Annotated in this window: 10 protein-coding genes and 7 pseudogenes; 8 read left to right on the forward strand and 9 right to left on the reverse strand. The window is 66.9% G+C overall.

Annotated features, from left to right (window positions below):
• The 3 genes from ACGFYN_RS46350 to ACGFYN_RS46360 form a co-directional block, all read left to right on the forward strand.
• Positions 1-214 (forward strand): transposase family protein (locus ACGFYN_RS46350; RefSeq protein WP_393872023.1); only part of this gene is annotated, 214 nt, incomplete at its 5' end.
• A 1215-nt stretch (positions 215-1429) separates the two neighbouring features.
• Positions 1430-2164, forward strand: coding sequence for a Crp/Fnr family transcriptional regulator (locus ACGFYN_RS46355; RefSeq protein WP_393872024.1), 735 nt, complete (start codon positions 1430-1432; stop codon positions 2162-2164).
• A gap of 149 nt (positions 2165-2313) precedes the next feature.
• Positions 2314-2466 (forward strand): hypothetical protein, encoded by a 153-nt coding sequence (locus ACGFYN_RS46360; RefSeq protein ID WP_393872032.1) that lies wholly within the window; start codon positions 2314-2316, stop codon positions 2464-2466.
• Between the two features lie 15 nt (positions 2467-2481).
• On the opposite strand, the pseudogene ACGFYN_RS46365 reads toward ACGFYN_RS46360, so the two are convergent.
• Positions 2482-2702 (reverse strand): annotated as a pseudogene (locus tag ACGFYN_RS46365) (aldo/keto reductase); the annotation flags it as partial.
• On the opposite strand from ACGFYN_RS46365, the pseudogene ACGFYN_RS46370 reads away from it, so the two are divergent.
• A pseudogene (locus ACGFYN_RS46370) lies at positions 2686-2811 on the forward strand (transcriptional regulator); the annotation flags it as partial. The pseudogenes ACGFYN_RS46365 and ACGFYN_RS46370 overlap by 17 nt on opposite strands.
• Before the next feature lie 161 nt (positions 2812-2972).
• Here ACGFYN_RS46370 and tnpA read toward each other — a convergent pair.
• The 3 genes and pseudogenes from tnpA to ACGFYN_RS46385 form a co-directional block, all read right to left on the reverse strand.
• Positions 2973-3149: pseudogene (gene tnpA / locus ACGFYN_RS46375) on the reverse strand (IS200/IS605 family transposase); the annotation flags it as partial.
• A gap of 952 nt (positions 3150-4101) precedes the next feature.
• Positions 4102-4369: pseudogene (locus ACGFYN_RS46380) on the reverse strand (transposase); the annotation flags it as partial.
• A 20-nt stretch (positions 4370-4389) separates the two neighbouring features.
• Entirely contained in the window at positions 4390-5778 is a 1389-nt protein-coding gene (locus ACGFYN_RS46385) for a M1 family metallopeptidase (RefSeq protein ID WP_393872025.1), read from the reverse strand.
• 380 nt (positions 5779-6158) lie between these two features.
• Between ACGFYN_RS46385 and ACGFYN_RS46390 the strand changes: the two genes are divergently transcribed.
• Positions 6159-6923: a transposase family protein gene (locus tag ACGFYN_RS46390; protein WP_393872031.1), complete on the forward strand. Its 765-nt coding sequence runs from the start codon at positions 6159-6161 to the stop codon at positions 6921-6923.
• A gap of 55 nt (positions 6924-6978) precedes the next feature.
• Positions 6979-7536, forward strand: a pseudogene (locus ACGFYN_RS46395) (ISAzo13 family transposase); the annotation flags it as partial.
• Here the strand turns inward: ACGFYN_RS46395 and ACGFYN_RS46400 are convergent.
• Together ACGFYN_RS46400 and ACGFYN_RS46405 are read right to left on the reverse strand one after the other, a co-directional pair.
• Positions 7505-8094, reverse strand: a pseudogene (locus tag ACGFYN_RS46400) (IS5 family transposase); the annotation flags it as partial. The pseudogenes ACGFYN_RS46395 and ACGFYN_RS46400 overlap by 32 nt on opposite strands.
• A gap of 265 nt (positions 8095-8359) precedes the next feature.
• Positions 8360-9553: an IS4 family transposase gene (locus ACGFYN_RS46405; protein ID WP_393872026.1), complete on the reverse strand. Its 1194-nt coding sequence runs from the start codon at positions 9551-9553 to the stop codon at positions 8360-8362.
• Positions 9554-9739: 186 nt separating this feature from the next.
• Here ACGFYN_RS46405 and ACGFYN_RS46410 point away from each other — a divergent pair, with 186 nt between their 5' ends.
• Positions 9740-10249 carry a hypothetical protein gene (locus tag ACGFYN_RS46410; protein WP_393872027.1) on the forward strand — a complete coding sequence of 170 codons (510 nt, stop codon included), beginning with the start codon at positions 9740-9742 and terminating at the stop codon, positions 10247-10249.
• 1004 nt (positions 10250-11253) lie between these two features.
• Here the strand turns inward: ACGFYN_RS46410 and ACGFYN_RS46415 are convergent.
• Positions 11254-12603, reverse strand: a complete 1350-nt coding sequence (locus ACGFYN_RS46415; RefSeq protein WP_393872028.1) for a PucR family transcriptional regulator — start codon at positions 12601-12603, stop codon at positions 11254-11256.
• Positions 12604-12919: 316 nt separating this feature from the next.
• On the opposite strand from ACGFYN_RS46415, the gene ACGFYN_RS46420 reads away from it, so the two are divergent.
• Positions 12920-14386 (forward strand): alkyl sulfatase dimerization domain-containing protein, encoded by a 1467-nt coding sequence (locus ACGFYN_RS46420; protein WP_393872029.1) that lies wholly within the window; start codon positions 12920-12922, stop codon positions 14384-14386.
• Positions 14387-14722: 336 nt separating this feature from the next.
• On the opposite strand, the gene ACGFYN_RS46425 is transcribed toward ACGFYN_RS46420, so the two are convergent.
• Together ACGFYN_RS46425 and ACGFYN_RS46430 are read right to left on the reverse strand one after the other, a co-directional pair.
• On the reverse strand, positions 14723-15343 hold the full coding sequence (locus ACGFYN_RS46425; RefSeq protein WP_393872030.1) for a transposase: 621 nt from the start codon (positions 15341-15343) through the stop codon (positions 14723-14725).
• A gap of 154 nt (positions 15344-15497) precedes the next feature.
• A pseudogene (locus ACGFYN_RS46430) lies at positions 15498-16453 on the reverse strand (IS110 family transposase).
• Positions 16454-16654: the final 201 nt, after the last annotated feature.

Raw genomic sequence — 16654 nt, forward strand, 5'->3', positions numbered from 1 at the left:
CACCGTCCGCACCCCCTACTACCACCATCACGAACAGCCCGAGCACTACCAGCAGTTCAACCGCGACCATGCCCGGCTGCGGACTCCCGGCGAGCGCGCCTTCGCACAGCTGAAGTCCTGGCGACTGTTACGGCGAGCCCGATGTTCAACCCGACGTATCGGCACCGCCGTCCAAGCCATCCACACCCTCTTGACCTGCGACTATTTAGGATGAAAGAGGTTCAGTCTGTACGGGACGCTTCGACTATGCGCAATTCCGATATCAACTCGGCTATTTCGTAACAGAGCTGACAGGACAATAGTTCGGCGGCTGATGAAATTGTCGACAGCGGAGACCGGTTGGTCGGTCAACATGTTGCCGCTGAGTAGCGAGCCCCGGAGTTGGGTTCTGGTTTCTGGACTCTATGTAAGCCCGGTGAATATCTAGAGGACCATGTGGCCGATCCGTGAATTCACTGCTCGAGTCGCCGAGATGGGAGTGGAGGTAATGCTTGGATCATTCCGACCGACCTGAGTGGGTGACTGGGCTTGCCGCCGCCTACTGAGTAGGTTAGGTAAGCCTAGGGTGACCGAATCTGACGACTCGCGAACGGCGTTTACCATTTGATAACGCTGTCATGGTCTGTACGGCCTGGTTCGTCTCGCCGCTGCGTGAACAAAAGGGGCGAATCGTAAAGCGTTCGAAGGTGTCCGCTGGCGCGTCCGGGGCGGCTGGCCCTCTGTAACAAAACCCCGGAGGGAAGGGTTTCCCGGTGGTCATCCGATGGTAGACCCCTTCTGGCGCTTGATCGAGAGTGACCTTAACGCCGCTGGTGGTGTTTACTGGACACTGGTCTGATCCTTGGTGGGTCCGGACCTTTCCGGGAGGTCTTGAGGGTGGTGCCTCAAGACCTCCCGTTTTTTGCTGCCTGTTTGCAAGCACGCCACCTGCCGCTCACCTGAGAAAAAACCTTTCGGCCGCCCGTATGTATAGCTCGAAAGGTGATCTGGGGATTCCTGGGGCATTACCATTCGCCGTGTTTAACGGTCATTTGAGCGCCCTTTGTAACAAACCCCTGATCGAGGGGGTTTCGCGTGCGATCTTGCTTCGTCGCAGGACCTTCGAAAACGCGACTGGCCCTTGGCTCGCACAGAGGGGTAGCGTTTACCCGCCCAACGTACTAACCGCCCTGCCCGGCCTCACCACCTGGGCAGCCGAACCTCCTGCAAAGGACGCCGGACCCACCAACCTGGGACCCCGCCCGTACAGCGGGGTCCCAGCGCAACAACCGAAGAGGGATCTGACTATGTGCACCGCCAACGACGACGGCGCCATCCGGCCGTCGGGCCGCGGACGCCGCGGCACTTCGTGCATGACGGGCCGTCACCCCCGTGCTCTAGAGGGCGCGTACGCCGGAGTGTGCTCCGCCGCCACCGCCGGGCGGGGGGTATGATGCCCCCCGCGCTCGACACCTCCCGGCCGACCGACCTGTCGGGCCATGAGGACAAGGCTGCGGGGAGCTTCTTGCAGCGGCTGCCGGTCGAAACCTGGGACGCGCTGCTGCAGTCTGGCCTGCGCGGCCGCACCTTCGCGCGGGACGAACTCCTGCCGCTGGAGGCGGAGGACAGCGACGTCTACATCATCTGGGATGGTGTCGTACGCCAGGACCGCGCCCCGCTCGGCACCGGCGCGGGCATGCCTACGATCACCCGGTTCCGTGGCGGCGGCCAGCTGGTGGGGGAGGCCAAGCTCATCACCCCCGACTCGGCCGTTCGCACCCGGTGCCTGACGAAGACCGTCACCGTTTCCTGCCACGCGCGGTACTTCAACGTCCTTATGCACCGGCTGCCCGAGGTCCAACTCGCCCTGCTGTGCAGCCTGGAGGACCGCAACCGCAGCGACGAACTCGTCTACACCCTGGCCACCCGGCCACCGCTCGAGCGCGTCAGCAGACTCCTGGCCCACCTCGCCGACACCGCCGGTCTCCCCGATCCCCGGACGGCCGCCTCCACCGTCATCTCCGGCCCGACTCAGAAGGACATCGCCGCCGCCTTGCAGATGGCCGTCTCCACCACGGAGACCGCCGTGCGTACCCTGCGCTACCACGGCGCCATCGAAGCCCGTTATCGGCAGTTCATCGTCCGCGACGTCGACGCGCTGCGCCACTTCGCCGCCGGGACCTGACATAGCCCCGCCGACCGGCCCATCAGGCTCACGCCGCGCCCCCGGCGAGGGGTGGCTGCACCCCTTGGGCGCACCCACAGCATCATGACCAGCACCACCACGCTGGCGTCCGGCACCAGTGCCTCGCCGGCCGCCATTCCGCCCTGATCATGGGTGCCCTCGCCACCCACACCCTCCTGCGCAACAAGCGGGTCTTCTTCCCGGATACAGAAGATCCGCCGCCGAGACGAGACAACACCGCGCTCGACACGGTGCACAGCCGGCTCACCGACCTCTACAAGGCCCAGTGCCGCCTTGCCTAAAAGCCCAGCCGTACCGCCGAACTTCGTGGCCAGCACTACCTTGTCACGGCGCTACCTTCAGCGCCCGGCCGAGCAGTTCCTCTTGGTGTAGGGGCCGTAGATCTCGGTGGTGTCGATGAGTGACGCCAGCTCGAGCGCCAGTGTACGGCCCTGATCGACTCGGCGTCGTCGGTGCCTGAGCCGGTGTAGCCGTGGGACATGCCCATCGCACCCAGACCGACCCCCGGCCAGCGCATCGGCGTCTACACCGCCGAACCCGGTACCCCCGACCACGACGCCAAGTTGCTGCTCGACATGCCCGCGCCTGTAGCTGGGAGCAAGGAGATCCCACACACTTCGCCCTGATTATTGTTCTCACGGACGGTGGCAGGCTCAGGCGATCAACGCGGCGGCTGTCGATAGTTCGGCAGTGGTCTAGCGCGGAACCCCGGGCGTTCACGCCCGGGAGGAGGCGCTTCTCTGGGCTGCTCTGACCCGCGTGTGTGCACGGGTCTGCCCTATTGACCTCAGTTGGGACGTTTCTGGTTCTCGATGTACTCCTTGATGACGGCGAGCGGGGCGCCCCCGCACGAGGCGGCGAAGTAGGACGGCGACCAGAAGTGCTCACCCCAGAGGTACTTGCGGATGTGGCCGGGGAACTCCTGCCGCAGGCGCCGGGCGGAGACACCCTTGAGGGAGCCGACGAATGGATCGCCTTCCCCCGCCGTTGCCTGCCCGAAGGCAGCATGGACGAGTTCTACCGCGCCCCCCAAAAAGCGCCCCCGCACTACCCAACACCACGGACACGACCGCCAGTTGATTTACAACACCACGACAAGGGGCACGACCACGGCCGGCGACGCGTCAGCAGGCCCGCGCCCCTTCTAAGCTTCGCTCACGTGCAAGCCAAGGGCCCGGTAAGGTCGGGGACGGCCTCCGAGGACGGCGGAGTATCCTCGGGGGCCGCTCCCGCCTGCCGCCTCATGCATCGACGTCAACCTGCCCGGGCACTCCATCGGATCAGCGTCACGGGGTCGGTTGCATGCGTTAATGTCGGGGTCCCCGAAGCTGACGCAGCGACCTCGGAGACGTATTGCCTGTAAGGTCGGAGTTACCCGCTATGGGTGCCCCCGGGCCCGCCGATGCCTTGGGGGCTTTTCTTGTGCCGTGATAGGGGCAGTGTTCGTCTGTCAGCCAGGTCCTCGACGCCTTCGACGTCGAAAGCGTCCATAGTGTCCGAGCAGCACCGACAGCCGCGGACGCCGTGAAGCTCGAGCTCGGAGCCAATGCAGTACCCGAGACCTCACGGCGACTGCCTGCTAACCGTTCCACGTCGCGGTCGATGCATTCGCCGTACTCCTCGCAAGCCTCGCAGCCGCTGCTGGGGGTAGGTTGAGGCCCCCGGCATCACGGACGTCCACGCTGCTATCTGGAGGGCGACGAGTTCGGCTTCCAGATGCGTGCCCTCTTAGGCGTAGCGCCGGTACTCATGCACCGACGGGGCGCCGAAGGCGACGCCGACGGTGACGTTGTTGGCGAGAGGCTCGTCCCGGTCGCCGATACGGAGGCCTGATCGACCAGTCGATAATGTTTGCGGCGGCACTGACCGACGGAGGGACCTCGGGGAGGACAGTGCGGGCACGTGTAGATGTAGTGCAAGCGATGGAGCTTGGCCCACACCCGAGCCTCGGACCACTCGGTGAATCGTCTGAACGCGGTCACCCCAGACGGGCCGAATCCGGAAGGGAGCTGGTTCCACGTGCAGCCTGACGTGGCCACGAACACGATGGCGGCCAAGACTTCGCGATCTCCATGGCTTCGATGCCGACCACCACCCTGCGGGTGGTCAGCGCCGGCGGCACACCCGCCGGAACAACTCCCACAGAACGTCCGGCACCAACCGCTCGACAAGCTCACTCGCCATACTGCCAACGTCCCGCAAGATCACGCCGAACGAAATGGCCTGTACGCCTTGTTCGGCTTGCCCTTGGTGAACAGCCAGGTGCGGAACAGCCCTTGCAGGTTCTTGCCCGACTTCCGCTCAGCGAGCACGGTGAACTGCGCGGTGGTGCCGTGCCCGTAGCGGTGCGCGGACGCCCAGGCGCGCAGGATCCGGAAGAACGCCCGGTCGCCGACAGCCTTTCGCAGCTCGTGCAAGACCATGGCGCCGCGGTTGTAGACGGGGGCGTCGAAGATGTGCTTGCCGCTGCCGGGATCGCCGGGCGGGAACTTCCACAGGTCATCGCTCGCCGGGCGGGCGTACAGTGCGTCGAATGCCTTCTGGGCGCTGAGTCCGCCGTGCTGTTCGGCGTAGAGCCACTCGGCGTAGGTGGCGAAACCCTCGTTGAGCCAGACGTTCTTCCAGCGGGTGAGCGAGACGGAGTCGCCGAACCACTGGTGCGCGCTCTCATGGACGAGGGTGGCGATGTCCGGCGCCGAGTCGTACACCGGCCGGCTCTGGGTCTCCAGTGCGTACCCGACGTCCGGTGCGTGGTCGACGACGGATCCGGCAGCGCGGTACGGGTATGGTCCGAACAGCTGGCTCTCCCACTCCAGCACCGATGGCAGCTTCTTCAGCACGGGCGCCGCCTTGGCCGCTTCGCGCGGGTCGACCGCGTTGTAGATTTTGACGCCGTCGCGGGTGGTGTACTGCTCGACCTGAAACCTGCCCACGGTGGCGGTGGCCAGGTAGGCGGCCATCGGCTCGGGCTGGTGCCAGCAGTAGGTGGTGCGGCCATGGGCCGTGTGCGCTCCGCGGAACAGGCCGTTGGCGATCGCGGTGCGCCCCTTGGGCACTGTGATGGTGAAGTCGTACGACGACTTGTCCGCCGGGTGATTGTTCGCCGGGAACCACGTCATCGCACCCTGTGGCTCTGCGGCCACGAATGCCCCGTCGTCTGTGGGGATCCAGCCGTCCGGCGAGCCGTCGGGGTCGGTGACCGGTCCGGGGGTTCCGCTGTAATCGACTTTGACGCGGAACTTATGGCCCTTGCGCAGGGCGGTGCGCGGGGTGACGACTAGTTCCTGGCCGTCGCGCCGGTGGGCGACCTGGACGTGGCCGAGAGCAACGCCGGTAACCTTCAGTCCCTTGAGGTCCAGGTCGAACCGGGTCAGCCGCTGGGTGGCGCGCGCGGTGAGTACGGCGGTGGCATCCAAGTGCCGGCTCTTGGGGTCGTAGCTCAGGGTCAAGTCGTAGTGCGTGACGTGGTAACCACCATTTCCGGCGAGCGGGAAGTAGGCGTCCCCGGCACCGGTCGCGCCGGGCGAGCCGGCCGTCGCAGGGTCCCCGGCCCCCAGCAGCGCCACAACGGCAACCGGGACGATCGCGGTCATGGCCCCGCGCCGCAATAAGGGGGCGCGCTGCGCGGGCCCGTTCCGAAGTGACGTCACACGCTCTCCTTATGCTCCGGGGCGATGGTGATCAAGGCCCCAAGAGTAGGCAGCGCCACGTTCAGGTCAAGGCATTCCGGAGAAGTGGCGAGAAGCCGATGGCGCCGCACCTGCGGCTGACCGCCTGCACGCGATGCATCCAGCCGGGGTGAACACGCCCCGGTCTCAATTCACGGCCGCCGACACGTCATCTGGTGCATGAGATCAAACAGCGAGGCTTTTCCAACCCCCGTGCGAGGTAGGCGGCTTGGGGTGACAGAACGATGAAGCTCCTGGTAGATGGGTTGTCGACCAAGATCAACCTTCTCCGCCAGGAGCTTCACGTGCTTGTCTACCCGTCCGGGTTGGACCTGTCCACCTCCGCCCTGCGTCTGGTGAGGCGGGAACTGGCTGCTCACCGCCGCCGGATTGGAACGCGCTGGAGGCGGTTGACCTGCGCCCGCCAGGCGCTCCTCGCCCTGGCCCACCTGCGATGCGGTCACACCTTCACGCAGCTCGCGGCAGGGTTTGGCGTTGGCCTGGCCACAGCGCACCGCTATGTCAGCGAGGTCGTCGAGGTCCTGGCCGTACTTGCGCCGAGCCTCCACGATGCGATGACCGTCGCGGCTACCAAGGCGTTCGTGATCCTGGACGGCACGCTGCTGCCGATCGACCGGATCGCCGCAGACCGGCCCTTCTACTCGGGCAAGCACAAGATGCACGGGATGAACGTGCAGGTCATCACCGATCCGTTCGGCAAGGTGATCTGGGCGTCGCCGGCACTCCCCGGCGCGGTCCACGACATCAAGGCCGCCCGCTCCCACGGCGTCATCGACGCCCTGACCGCGGCCGACGTTCCGTGCTGGGCGGACAAGGCCTACCAAGGACCCGACGGCACCGTGCGGGTGCCCTACCGCGGCCGCCGGGACAAACTGTCCGTCGGCCAGCAGGCGGTCAACCGCTCCCATGCCAAGATCCGAGCCCTCGACGAACAGGCCATGGCCACCCTTAAGTCCTGGCGGCTCCTGCGCAAACTCCGTTGCAGCACCAACCGCATCACCGACATCGTCAGGGCCGTCCTGGTCTTGCAACTCGTTACCTCAGCATGAGGCTCGGAAGGGCACAACACGGGTAAGGCCGATCTCAACCCATCAAGGCAGCGCACTGAGCATGGCGGACGTAACTGTCACCTACGATCCCCGCCGCTGGACCTGGAAGAAACACCTGGCCGACTTTGGCCTGGAGAGCGGCTTGGAGATCACGGTATGCCGCTTTCCGCCGGGCACGTCGAAATGGAACAAAATCGAGCACCGAATGTTCTGCCACATCACCGCGAACTGGCGCGGCCGACCACTGACCAGCCACCAGGTCGTCATCGAAACCATCGCCGCGACGACCACACGTACCGGGCTGACCATCGACGCTGAGCTGGACACCGGCAGCTACCGCCTGGGCACTACGGTGACCGCCGCCGAGTTCCAGGCCCTGCCGATCACACCGGACGCGTTCCACGGCGACTGGAACTACACCCTGGCGCCAGTCCCGCCCCGAACGCCACAGACGCCGGCGACCGCCCGGCGGACCGACCCCGGCCTGACCACGATGCTCAGCAATCCGGCCCTGACCGGCATGCCGCGGTCCGACTTCGAACGCCTGGTGGCAATCTCCGAGCCGTACTGGGACGCCCTGGTCGAAGCGGCTGTCGGCCGTAGGCTTTGTCCGCGTGGAGGCGCTGGGGCTTGAAGTAGCAGCCACGATCCGGGTCGTGTCTCGTTTGGTGACCCGCCACCATGGGCTTCAGGCCTTCGCTGTCGTGGGTGTTACCGGCAAAGACGCCGACGAGGAGGGGCAGGCCGTTCGCGTCCGACAGGATGTGCATCTTGGAACCCGGCTTGCACTGGTCCACGGGGCTCGGACCTGTGTGTTCGCCCCCTTTTTGGCCCTGACATGGGCCGTGTCGAGGACCACGCGGGTGACGTCGATGAGGCCGGCGTCGTCCAACCGGTGCAGGACGGCCTCGTGCAGGCGACCCCAGACGCCGGCCCTGGACCAGATCAGGAACCGGCGGTGGGCGGTGGACTTCGAAATGCCGAAGCAGGGAGGCAGTGCCCGCCAGGCGCAGCCGCTGACCAGCACGTAGATGATCGCCGCGAACAGCGTCTCATCAGGCGTATCCTGCGTCCCACCGCCCTGCGGCCGCACCATCGACGGAGGGATTAGCGGCTCCGCGATCTCCCACAGCCCGTCCGGAACAATCCAACTCCACGTACCCCGCCCCATGAACAGACCAACGACCGCCTCACCACATAGGACACGGTCTAAGGCCAATGCTGTTGCTTACGTGTCTGCGGGTTGGGGTCGTTGGATGCGGACTGCTCGGGTGCCGGTGCGGGTGGGCTGGGGCCAGGTGTGGTGTTCGGCCCGTTTGAGCCGGTAGTCGGACATCTTGCGTTTGACGACGCGGGGCTGGCTGCGCAGGCGTCTGTGCGGCAGGAGACGTTCGAGCAGGTCGTGTTGGAGCAGGACGAGTGCTCTGACCAGCAGATCAGGGGGAAAAGCTGCCCGGCGTGAGGGTCACGCTGCGCCGGGCGGAGCGCAGGGTTTCGGTGAAAGAGATCCGGTCGGGATCCAGGCCGCGGGTGGCGGCGGTTCTCACCATCAGCTCACGCAGCGCGTGGTGGACCAGCAGGTGCGCCCAGATCTGCTGCAGAACCCCGTCGGGGGTCTTGCTGCTGAGGACGACGCGGGCGCCACGTTGATGTGTCTTGAGCTCGGCGAAGACGGCTTCCGCCTCCCAGCGCTCCTGGTAGAGCGCGGCCAGTTGGCGGGCGGGACGGCGGCGGGCGTCGAGCAGGCTGGTCACCAGCCAGTAGTCCTCATCCGCGCTGCCGGTGCCGTTGAGCTGGTAGGCCACCACCCGCACCGTGACCGGATCGGCGTGCGCGGCATCGGTGCCAGCATGAATGTGAGAGATCCAGGATCCGTCCCGCAACTGCCGGTCCACGGGCAGGATGCGGTTGGCGGGCACCCGCCACAGCAGTTCGGCACCGGTAGCGGTGAAGGCCCGCCACAACGGCACGCCTAGGAACTCCCGATCGGCCAGGACGAGTTGGCCGGGCCCGCAGGAGCAGGGCAGGCGGCCTACCAGGGTGACTTCCCCGGTGCGGCAGCCGGCCAGCTCCGCGTCCAGCACGAGATGCGTGCCCACCTCGACCAGGCAGGCCATCCGCACCTGGGGAAAGCAGGACTTGTCGTGGCCGCGGGGGTTGCCGGGGCGGCCGAAAGCAGCCTCGTTGGCCACACTGTCGGCAACGTCCCAGCAGGTCCCGTCCACCGCCAGCAGCCGCAGCCCCCGCCAGAACGCCCCCGGGGTGGCCTCGGTGCCCATCGGTTTCGCAGTCGTGGCGAACAGCACCCGCAACGGCTCCGGACCCAGCCGCTGCCGGGCCCGAAACAGCGACGACTTCGCCGGGATGTGCCAGTCGCCGAGCAGCCCCAAGCCTCGCAGCCCCTCGACCAGGTGCCGCATCACGTCCAGATACGGTGCTGGCGAGAACAGGGCCAGCCCGAGTACGAAGTACACCACCAGCCGGGCCGGCAGCAGGCGTCTGCGTTGCTCCGCACGACCGCACGCAGCCACCACACGATCCACCAACCCGGGTGGATACACCCAGGTCAGCAGCCCTAAGCCCGATAACTCGCCGACGTCTGCAGACACCCGCACCACCCCCGGGAGCACTGCACAGCAGCGTACGCCCGTCAGCTATCGCAACGGCATTGGGTCTAAGGCAACTGGCAGAGGGCCCGACGACGCAGTTGCCGTGAAGCGAATGAGTGATCACGTGATCGCGCTGCCGTGTCCAGTGATGTTCGTAGCCGCACCGGTAGATCATCGCGGACACACAGGGAGGCCCCATTGCGCTCGATGACACTTGATGACACCTGGCTTGCCAGTACCGAGGTGACTCTGCAATCGGCGGAGCAGAACCGTCGCGGGTTGCCACCCATCCACGTGCGAGCTGTAACGATGCCGTCTGAAAGGATCTTCTATGAGCTGATCGGTGGTGAGGCGCCTAGCCCCAATGTGGGCAAGGCGTTGGAAACAGCACTGGTTGACCTCTTCGACCTGTCCGAGTACGCCACAGGCCGCTACCAGTACGCCGAGAGGGCGTACCTAGCCATCTCAGATCAGTTCGAGATCCCGATCTTTGGGAGCGGGCCGAAACGTTTTGAGAACCTTGGTGCGTTCTTGGCGGCGAACACGCCAGGTGGAGCTGCTGTTGTAGACTACGTGTTCCACACCGGCCCTCCTTCGATCCCCTTCCTGTGTGCGGTAGGTGGGGTTACTTTGGCCATGAATGTAGCGATCCCAGCAACACACGCTCTCGGAACCGGCCTTGAGCACCGCATCAAGAAGGCTCTGGAGGTTCTGTGACACAGGACGCTGAATGAGCCTCGTCATCTTCAGTATGGGCAGGTCAGGAGGGTGTGGACGGCTGCGACGGCCGTGTGGATGCGACTGTCTCTTCACCCTCAGGCTCCGACACTAGGAGTTTTTCTCCTCCAGTGTCGTTGAAGAGGTCGTCGTCAAGCTGCGGTGGCGAATTGGGCAGGGAAGGCATTCGGGTTCTCTTCGGTATCGCCGTACTCGGCAAGCACGTCCAGAAGGATCTTGTATTCAGCCGCGTCGTCGGTCATGTGAGAGTGCCCAGTTGAGGCAGCCTGCGCTCGTGCCCGATGAGCAGTTGGTCGCGACGCTGGTGGAGCGGGCCCGGTCGGAACGGTTGCGGCTGACCGAGCAGGGCGGGCTGCAGCAGCAGCTGACCCATTTACCCTCGAAGGTGAAATCACCGATCACCTCGATGGGCAGTCAGCGATGCGTCCATCACTGCAGGCAGTTTCTTGGCAGCCTTGGCGCTAGGAATGTACCTGCAGGTTGCATTCACATTTACAGCAGAAAGTTTCCCCACTCGTGCCCGCTCTTCCGGGTTTGCTTTGAGCGATGGGATCGGTCATCTCGGCGGTGCCGTAGGCGCCCTACTGCTTCCAGTCATGGTTTCGACACTTTCTTTTTTGCCGGTTTCGCCATTATCGGAACGACTGGTCTGCTGGCTGGTCTTCTCGCGGTCATGGGCCCGGCCACGACCAACCGAAGACTGGAGCATATTTCGCTATAGGGAGCGGCGTCCCACCAGCAGGAATGTGAAGGGCGTCTCGCACGTGCTTATTGAGCCTCTTCCGCCCTTGCGGCACGGGGTGAAAGAAGCTCACGAGTTGGGCCGCTGACTTGGGCGAACAGCCACGAGCGGCCTCGGCAGGCTCACGGCAGCCGTGACCCCCTGCGGACAAAGCTGCCATTAGTGGATTTTTTGTCATGAGTGGACTGTTGACCTACAAGATCGTGCTGTGCAGGGAATGCGTCACACCCCTCATCCGTCCTCACCAATGGCAGCCCGCCCTGTGGAACCGGTCACGGCGCCTGCCGCAGCAGGAGTTGCGGCAGGCGAGGGCCACGGCATCCGCTCGGTCACTAGCCCATGCGGCACTGCCCTTCGACAGCCGTCTGACCGTACGAACCCGGGCAGGGGGCGTCTCCCGAAGCAACTGGGCGGCCAGCGCGAGGGCCGTGCCATGAGGTGTGTCCAGTGCGAGGCCCGTGAGGGCGGTCAGGCGGGCAAGACGTTTGTCCACGGTGTTGGGATGGACGCCGAGTCTGGCTGCGGTGGCCCGGCGATCCAGCCGTAGTTCCAGATGCGCGCGCAAGGTGGCCAGCAGTTCCGGCCGCCCCGTCGCCGGGTCGAGCAGCGTGGCTATCCGATCGGCGCCGGGTCCCGGCCGCGAGAGATGGAACTCGAGCAGGACGTCGTCCAGCCGGTGCACTGCGTCGGCGGGCAGTCCGCGTGCCCGGGCGATCCGCACCACGTCGGTGGCGGTGCGGGCGGCCTCGGCCAGCCCGCCAGGACCGACCACTGCGACCGCCGCCACGTGCACCGCCGCCCCGAACCCCTCCGCGACCCGGCCCACCACAGCCGCGGGTGCATCGGCACGCCCCGGCACCACGGCATGACCGATCAGACCGCACCGCGGGCACGTCTCGTCGGCAGGGCCAGACAGGGCGGCCAGGACCTCGGCCCCGAACGTCCCGTGGAGCCCCGCGCGCAGGCCGCGCAAGCGGCGCCGCCAGCGCACCAGCCCGCCACCGTCATCCGGACGGTCCGCGCCGAAGGCCAGGACCAGAAGCGGCCCGTCCAGGACGAGCCCGCGCCGCCGGGCCTGCCCCGGATCACACCGGCCGTCGAGCAGATCACGAATCAGCTGGCTCTGCTCGGTCCGGCTGTCGGCGGCAAGCGCCCCGACCTCATCGAGATATCTCTGCGTCACCGCGGCTACGACCTCGCCCTGCGACTGCAGCAGCAGATCGACGAGTTCGGCCAGGGCGGCAGCGTCCTCGGGCCCCGCCTCTTCACGCATCACCTGCCACAGCCCGTAGACCCCGAGCGCGTATGTGCGCAGCAGCAGGTCGAGTGGGACGCCCTCCGCGGCGCGCTGCGCCGCCCTGTCGCGGAAGACCTGGAGGGCGTCCGAGGGCTGCGCCGGACACATCACGCTGCGCAGAAAGTGACGTACGCCGTGGCGCACGGTCGCCGCGACCTCCAGGTCCTTCACCTCGCCGGGCAGCTCCGCGTAGCCCGGCACACTCTCGAAGAACTCTCGGCTCAGCCGCCGGGCCAGCGCGTTCGCCCGTGGTGCGCATCGCGCGGCCAGCGCGCGAGCGGAATCGGAGACCACGCACCCTCCCGGCATGAAATGTGACACGTCACCCCATCGACGCGTCGGGATGTGACACCAGTCAGTGTCTTCGAAGGCTCGCCCCGTCGACACTCGTGTTTCGGACCGCGGCGAGGACGCGCGTCGAACTCCCTTCCGACCGCACGGGAAAGGCACGACAACTTGACTCCTCTTCCCCCCTCACGGCGGGCCTGCTCACGCCGCCGTAGAGACGGCATTTCGCCCTGAAGGCGAAATGCCGCCCCCTGCCCTGCTCCGCAGGAGCTTCGCTTCCTCCCCCGGCTGAAGCCGGAGGCAACCACGAAGGACAACGCTGATGAGCGGATCGATGGATCCCGGCCCGCGCCGCGCCGCCGAGGCGGGCGAGACCGCGGCGAGGAAGTACCTCGCCTATACCGACCGGGTCTGGCGGGGCAAGGACGATCTGACGGCACACCTCACCGGCGCATTCGCCGGGGACTGGCTGATCCGCCTGGGCGAAGCGGTCGGCTTCTACCCCGGCTTCGCCAACTCCGTCGCGTTCGACTCCGGTTCCGGCCTCGTCCTGGTCGATTCCGGGGACGCGCTCTCCGCCCAGGCACGGTACAGCGCCGTACGAGCCTTCTCCCCGGCCCCGGTCCGCGCGGTGGTCCTCACCCATGGGCACATCGACCATGTCGGCGGGGTCGACCCGTTCGACGCCGAGGAGAATCCACCGCAGGTGGTAGCTCACGAAGCGGTTGTGGCCCGGTTCGACCGTTACCGGCACACCGCGGGCTACAACTCATGGATCAACAGGCGTCAGTTCGGCGTCCCGTGGCTCGACTGGCCCACCGACTACCGCTACCCCGACACCACCTACCGCGACCGGCACATCCTGAAGTCCGGCCGACTCTCCTTCGAGCTGGTGCACGCCCGCGGCGAGACCGACGACCACACTTATGTGTGGGTGCCGGAGCTCAAAGTCCTGTGCACCGGCGACCTGTTCATCTGGCACTCGCCGAACGCGGGCAACCCGCAGAAGGTTCAGCGCTATCCAGAGGAATGGGCACGGGCCCTGCGCGACATGGCCGGTCTGGACGCCCAGATGCTTCTTCCCGGACACGGTGTGCCGATCCTCGGCGAGGAACGGATCCGGCAGGCTCTCACCGACACGGCCCGGCTGCTGGAGAGCCTCTGCGAGCAGACCCGGGCCCTGATGAACGAGGGCCACCGTCTCGACACGGTCGTGCGGCGGGTCCGGGTGCCCGAGGACCTGCTGGCCAGGCCCTACCTTCATCCCGGTTACGACGAGCCCGAGTTCGTCGTGCGCAACCTGTGGCGGCTTTGGGGCGGCTGGTACGACCTGAACCCGGCCCATCTCAAACCCGCGCCCGAGACCGAGCTCGCCGCGGAGTTCGCCAAGGCCGCCGGCGGCGCGCGAGCCCTCGCCGTCCGGGCTGTCCAACTCCTGGAACAGGGCCGTCTCAGGCTCGCGTGCCATCTGGCCGAGGCCGCGGCTCTCGCCGCGCCGGACGACGTCGAGGTGTGCCGGGTCCGCGCCCAGGTGTACGCGCACCGCGCGGAGGCCGAGGGCTCCACCATGGCCCGCGGCATCTTTTCCTGGGCTGCCGCGGAGTCAGCCGCCCGGGTGGAGGGCACCGACGTGAGCACCGAGCTGAGCCGCACCACCGCAGGAGCCCGGCGGGCGGCGGGTCTGGTCGGAGTGGGGCTGAAAGACACCTCAGGTGACATCGCGGGCCCGGTGAGGGCGGCCGACCCGCCCCCCGCCGCGCCCTCCGAGGCATCGGACCCTGGGGCTTGACGGACAAGCCGTGGGCCGGGTGGGGACGGCATACGGGCGTGAGGCAAAGGATGCAACTTAGGGCGACGACCGGCCCGCGCACCTCGTCCGCTCCCCCCAGGGTGCCGGCAGTCTGGATGCATTTGACATTACGATCTATGGCACCGCCCAGTAGCACCGGCACTGCGGCAAACACCTGCCGCTCGGCGCCACCGGCCGGATCCGACACGACGCTGCAGCACGACTCCCGCCCTCGCGGTCCAGGCCGTTTCGAAGCTGATCGGAAAATCAATGTTCGGGAGAGCAGGCGGCAGCATCCGGGCCGCGTGCGGACCGGATGACGGTGAGACGGGCCGGTCAGGCTGATGCCGGGGTGAGGGCGACTTGGTGGCCGAGGGCCTGGAGCTGGCGGACGAGATCGCGGGTCTTGCGGGCGGGGTCCAGGTGGCGGCGGTGCCAGTCGGCGCCGAGCTCCTGGTAGGAGGCGTCTGGGTCGTCGATCAGGTGCCAGGCGATGACGAGTATCGAGCGGGCGACGGCAACCACTGCTTTGGCGTGGCCGCGGCGTTTGACGATGCGGCGGTAGCGGGCGCCGAGGAAGGTGTCGGTGCGGGCGGCGGCGTTGGCGGCCTCGCCGAGGGCGCCCTTGAGCCAGGGGTTGCCCTGCCCGGCCGGACCCGTGCTGTTCTTCGCGCCGGACTGGATGGTGCGGGGGCACAACTTCGCCCATGAGACGAGGTGTTCGGGCGTGGGGAACCGGCCTTCTGAACGCGACGGCCCTCGATGGTGTCGTGCGGGATGCGCAGGCAGACCATCCCGGACGCCTTCGCGATGTCGATCGCCGCGACCCCGGCGACGGTGCCGTCGTCGTGGTCTTCTCTCGACTCCTCCATGACGTACCCCCCTTGTTGTGCTGGCGCAGGCAGGGGCTGCCCGGGAAGCCAAAGGGGTAACGGAGAAGCTGATCGGCGTGCTCAAGGCGACAGTGTGCGGCCCCCTCGGACGGCTCCCTCACCAGACTCCTATGCGGGCTCACAGCCCAAACATCAAGCGGCGTCGGCGGACAGCCCCTGCACCGATTTTCACGCCTGCGGGGCGTCACCGCAGGTGAACGGTCGACTCCTATAGATCGTCAAGCGGTCTGTGGGAGCGGTTTGGTGGGATGGGTCACCTGGGGTAGCTGCCGGTAGATCTCGCGGGCGACGAACCGTTTCAGGCAGCGGACGATGTCCTTCTTGACCATTCCTTCGGCGGTGCGTCGAGCGACGTAGTCCTGGGTGCGCTGGTCGTACTTCATGCGGACCAGCACGATGATGCGGAGAGCATTGTTGGCCGCGCGGTCGCCGCCTCTGTTGAGGCGGTGGCGGTTGGTGCGGCCCGAAGAGGCCGGGACCGGGGCGACCCCGCACAGGTGGGCGAAGGACGCTTTCGAGCGCAGATGGTCGGGATTGTCGCCCACGCTGGTCAGCAGCTGGCCGGCGGTCTCCGGGCCGACGCCGGGCAGGGCGACCATCCTGGGGGCGACCTGGGTGACCAGCGGTGCGATCTGCCTGTCTGCGTCCTTGATCTCCTCATGGAGAGCCAGGTAGCGGTGGGCGAGGCGGCGAAGTGCGATGCGGACCGAGTGGACAGGATCGTGCAGTTCGCCCGCGGGGCGGGATCGGGCCAGCATGTCGAGCAGTTCACGCGTGGACAAGCCACGCAGCTTCTCTCGCACCACGGACGGTGCGGTGATGATCAGCGTGCGGATCTGGTTGATGGTCTGGGTGCAGGCCTTGACCGCGCTCTTGCGGACCGCGCGAAGAGCCCGGAGCGCCTCCACGGCCCCGTCCCGGGACTTGGGTGTTCCTCCGGCCGGCCGGACAGGACGGCGGTCGCCGCCGCGTAGGCGTCGATGGGGTCGGACTTGCCGTTGTCCCGCCTGGCCTTGCGGTCCGGCCGGTTGACCTCGACCACCGTAATGCCGTTCGCGGTGAGGAACCGTGCAATCTCGGCGCCGTAGGCGCCGCTGCCCTCGCTCCCGACAGCGTCGATGACCGCGGCCTGGTGGAGATCGGTGTGCGTGTCGATCCCGCCGATGACGCCTATCTCTTCTGCTGCCGTGCTGTTGTGTGCTGCCCTTCCAACTCTCGCGTGCGGGAGGGCACGCGCCGGTCGGGCAGACGGACAAGACAGTGATGGGGCCTCTGGCCAGGCTCCTGACTTGTTCAATCGAGCCCAGGCGCACGGTTCGCGGTCGTAGCGTCCAGGGTGCTGGTCGGCATGGGCCCGCAGTGCTCCTTGCCGCCC

It is taken from the genome of Streptomyces sp. NPDC048419, from assembly GCF_043200415.1.
In the GTDB taxonomy this organism is placed as follows: domain Bacteria; phylum Actinomycetota; class Actinomycetes; order Streptomycetales; family Streptomycetaceae; genus Streptomyces.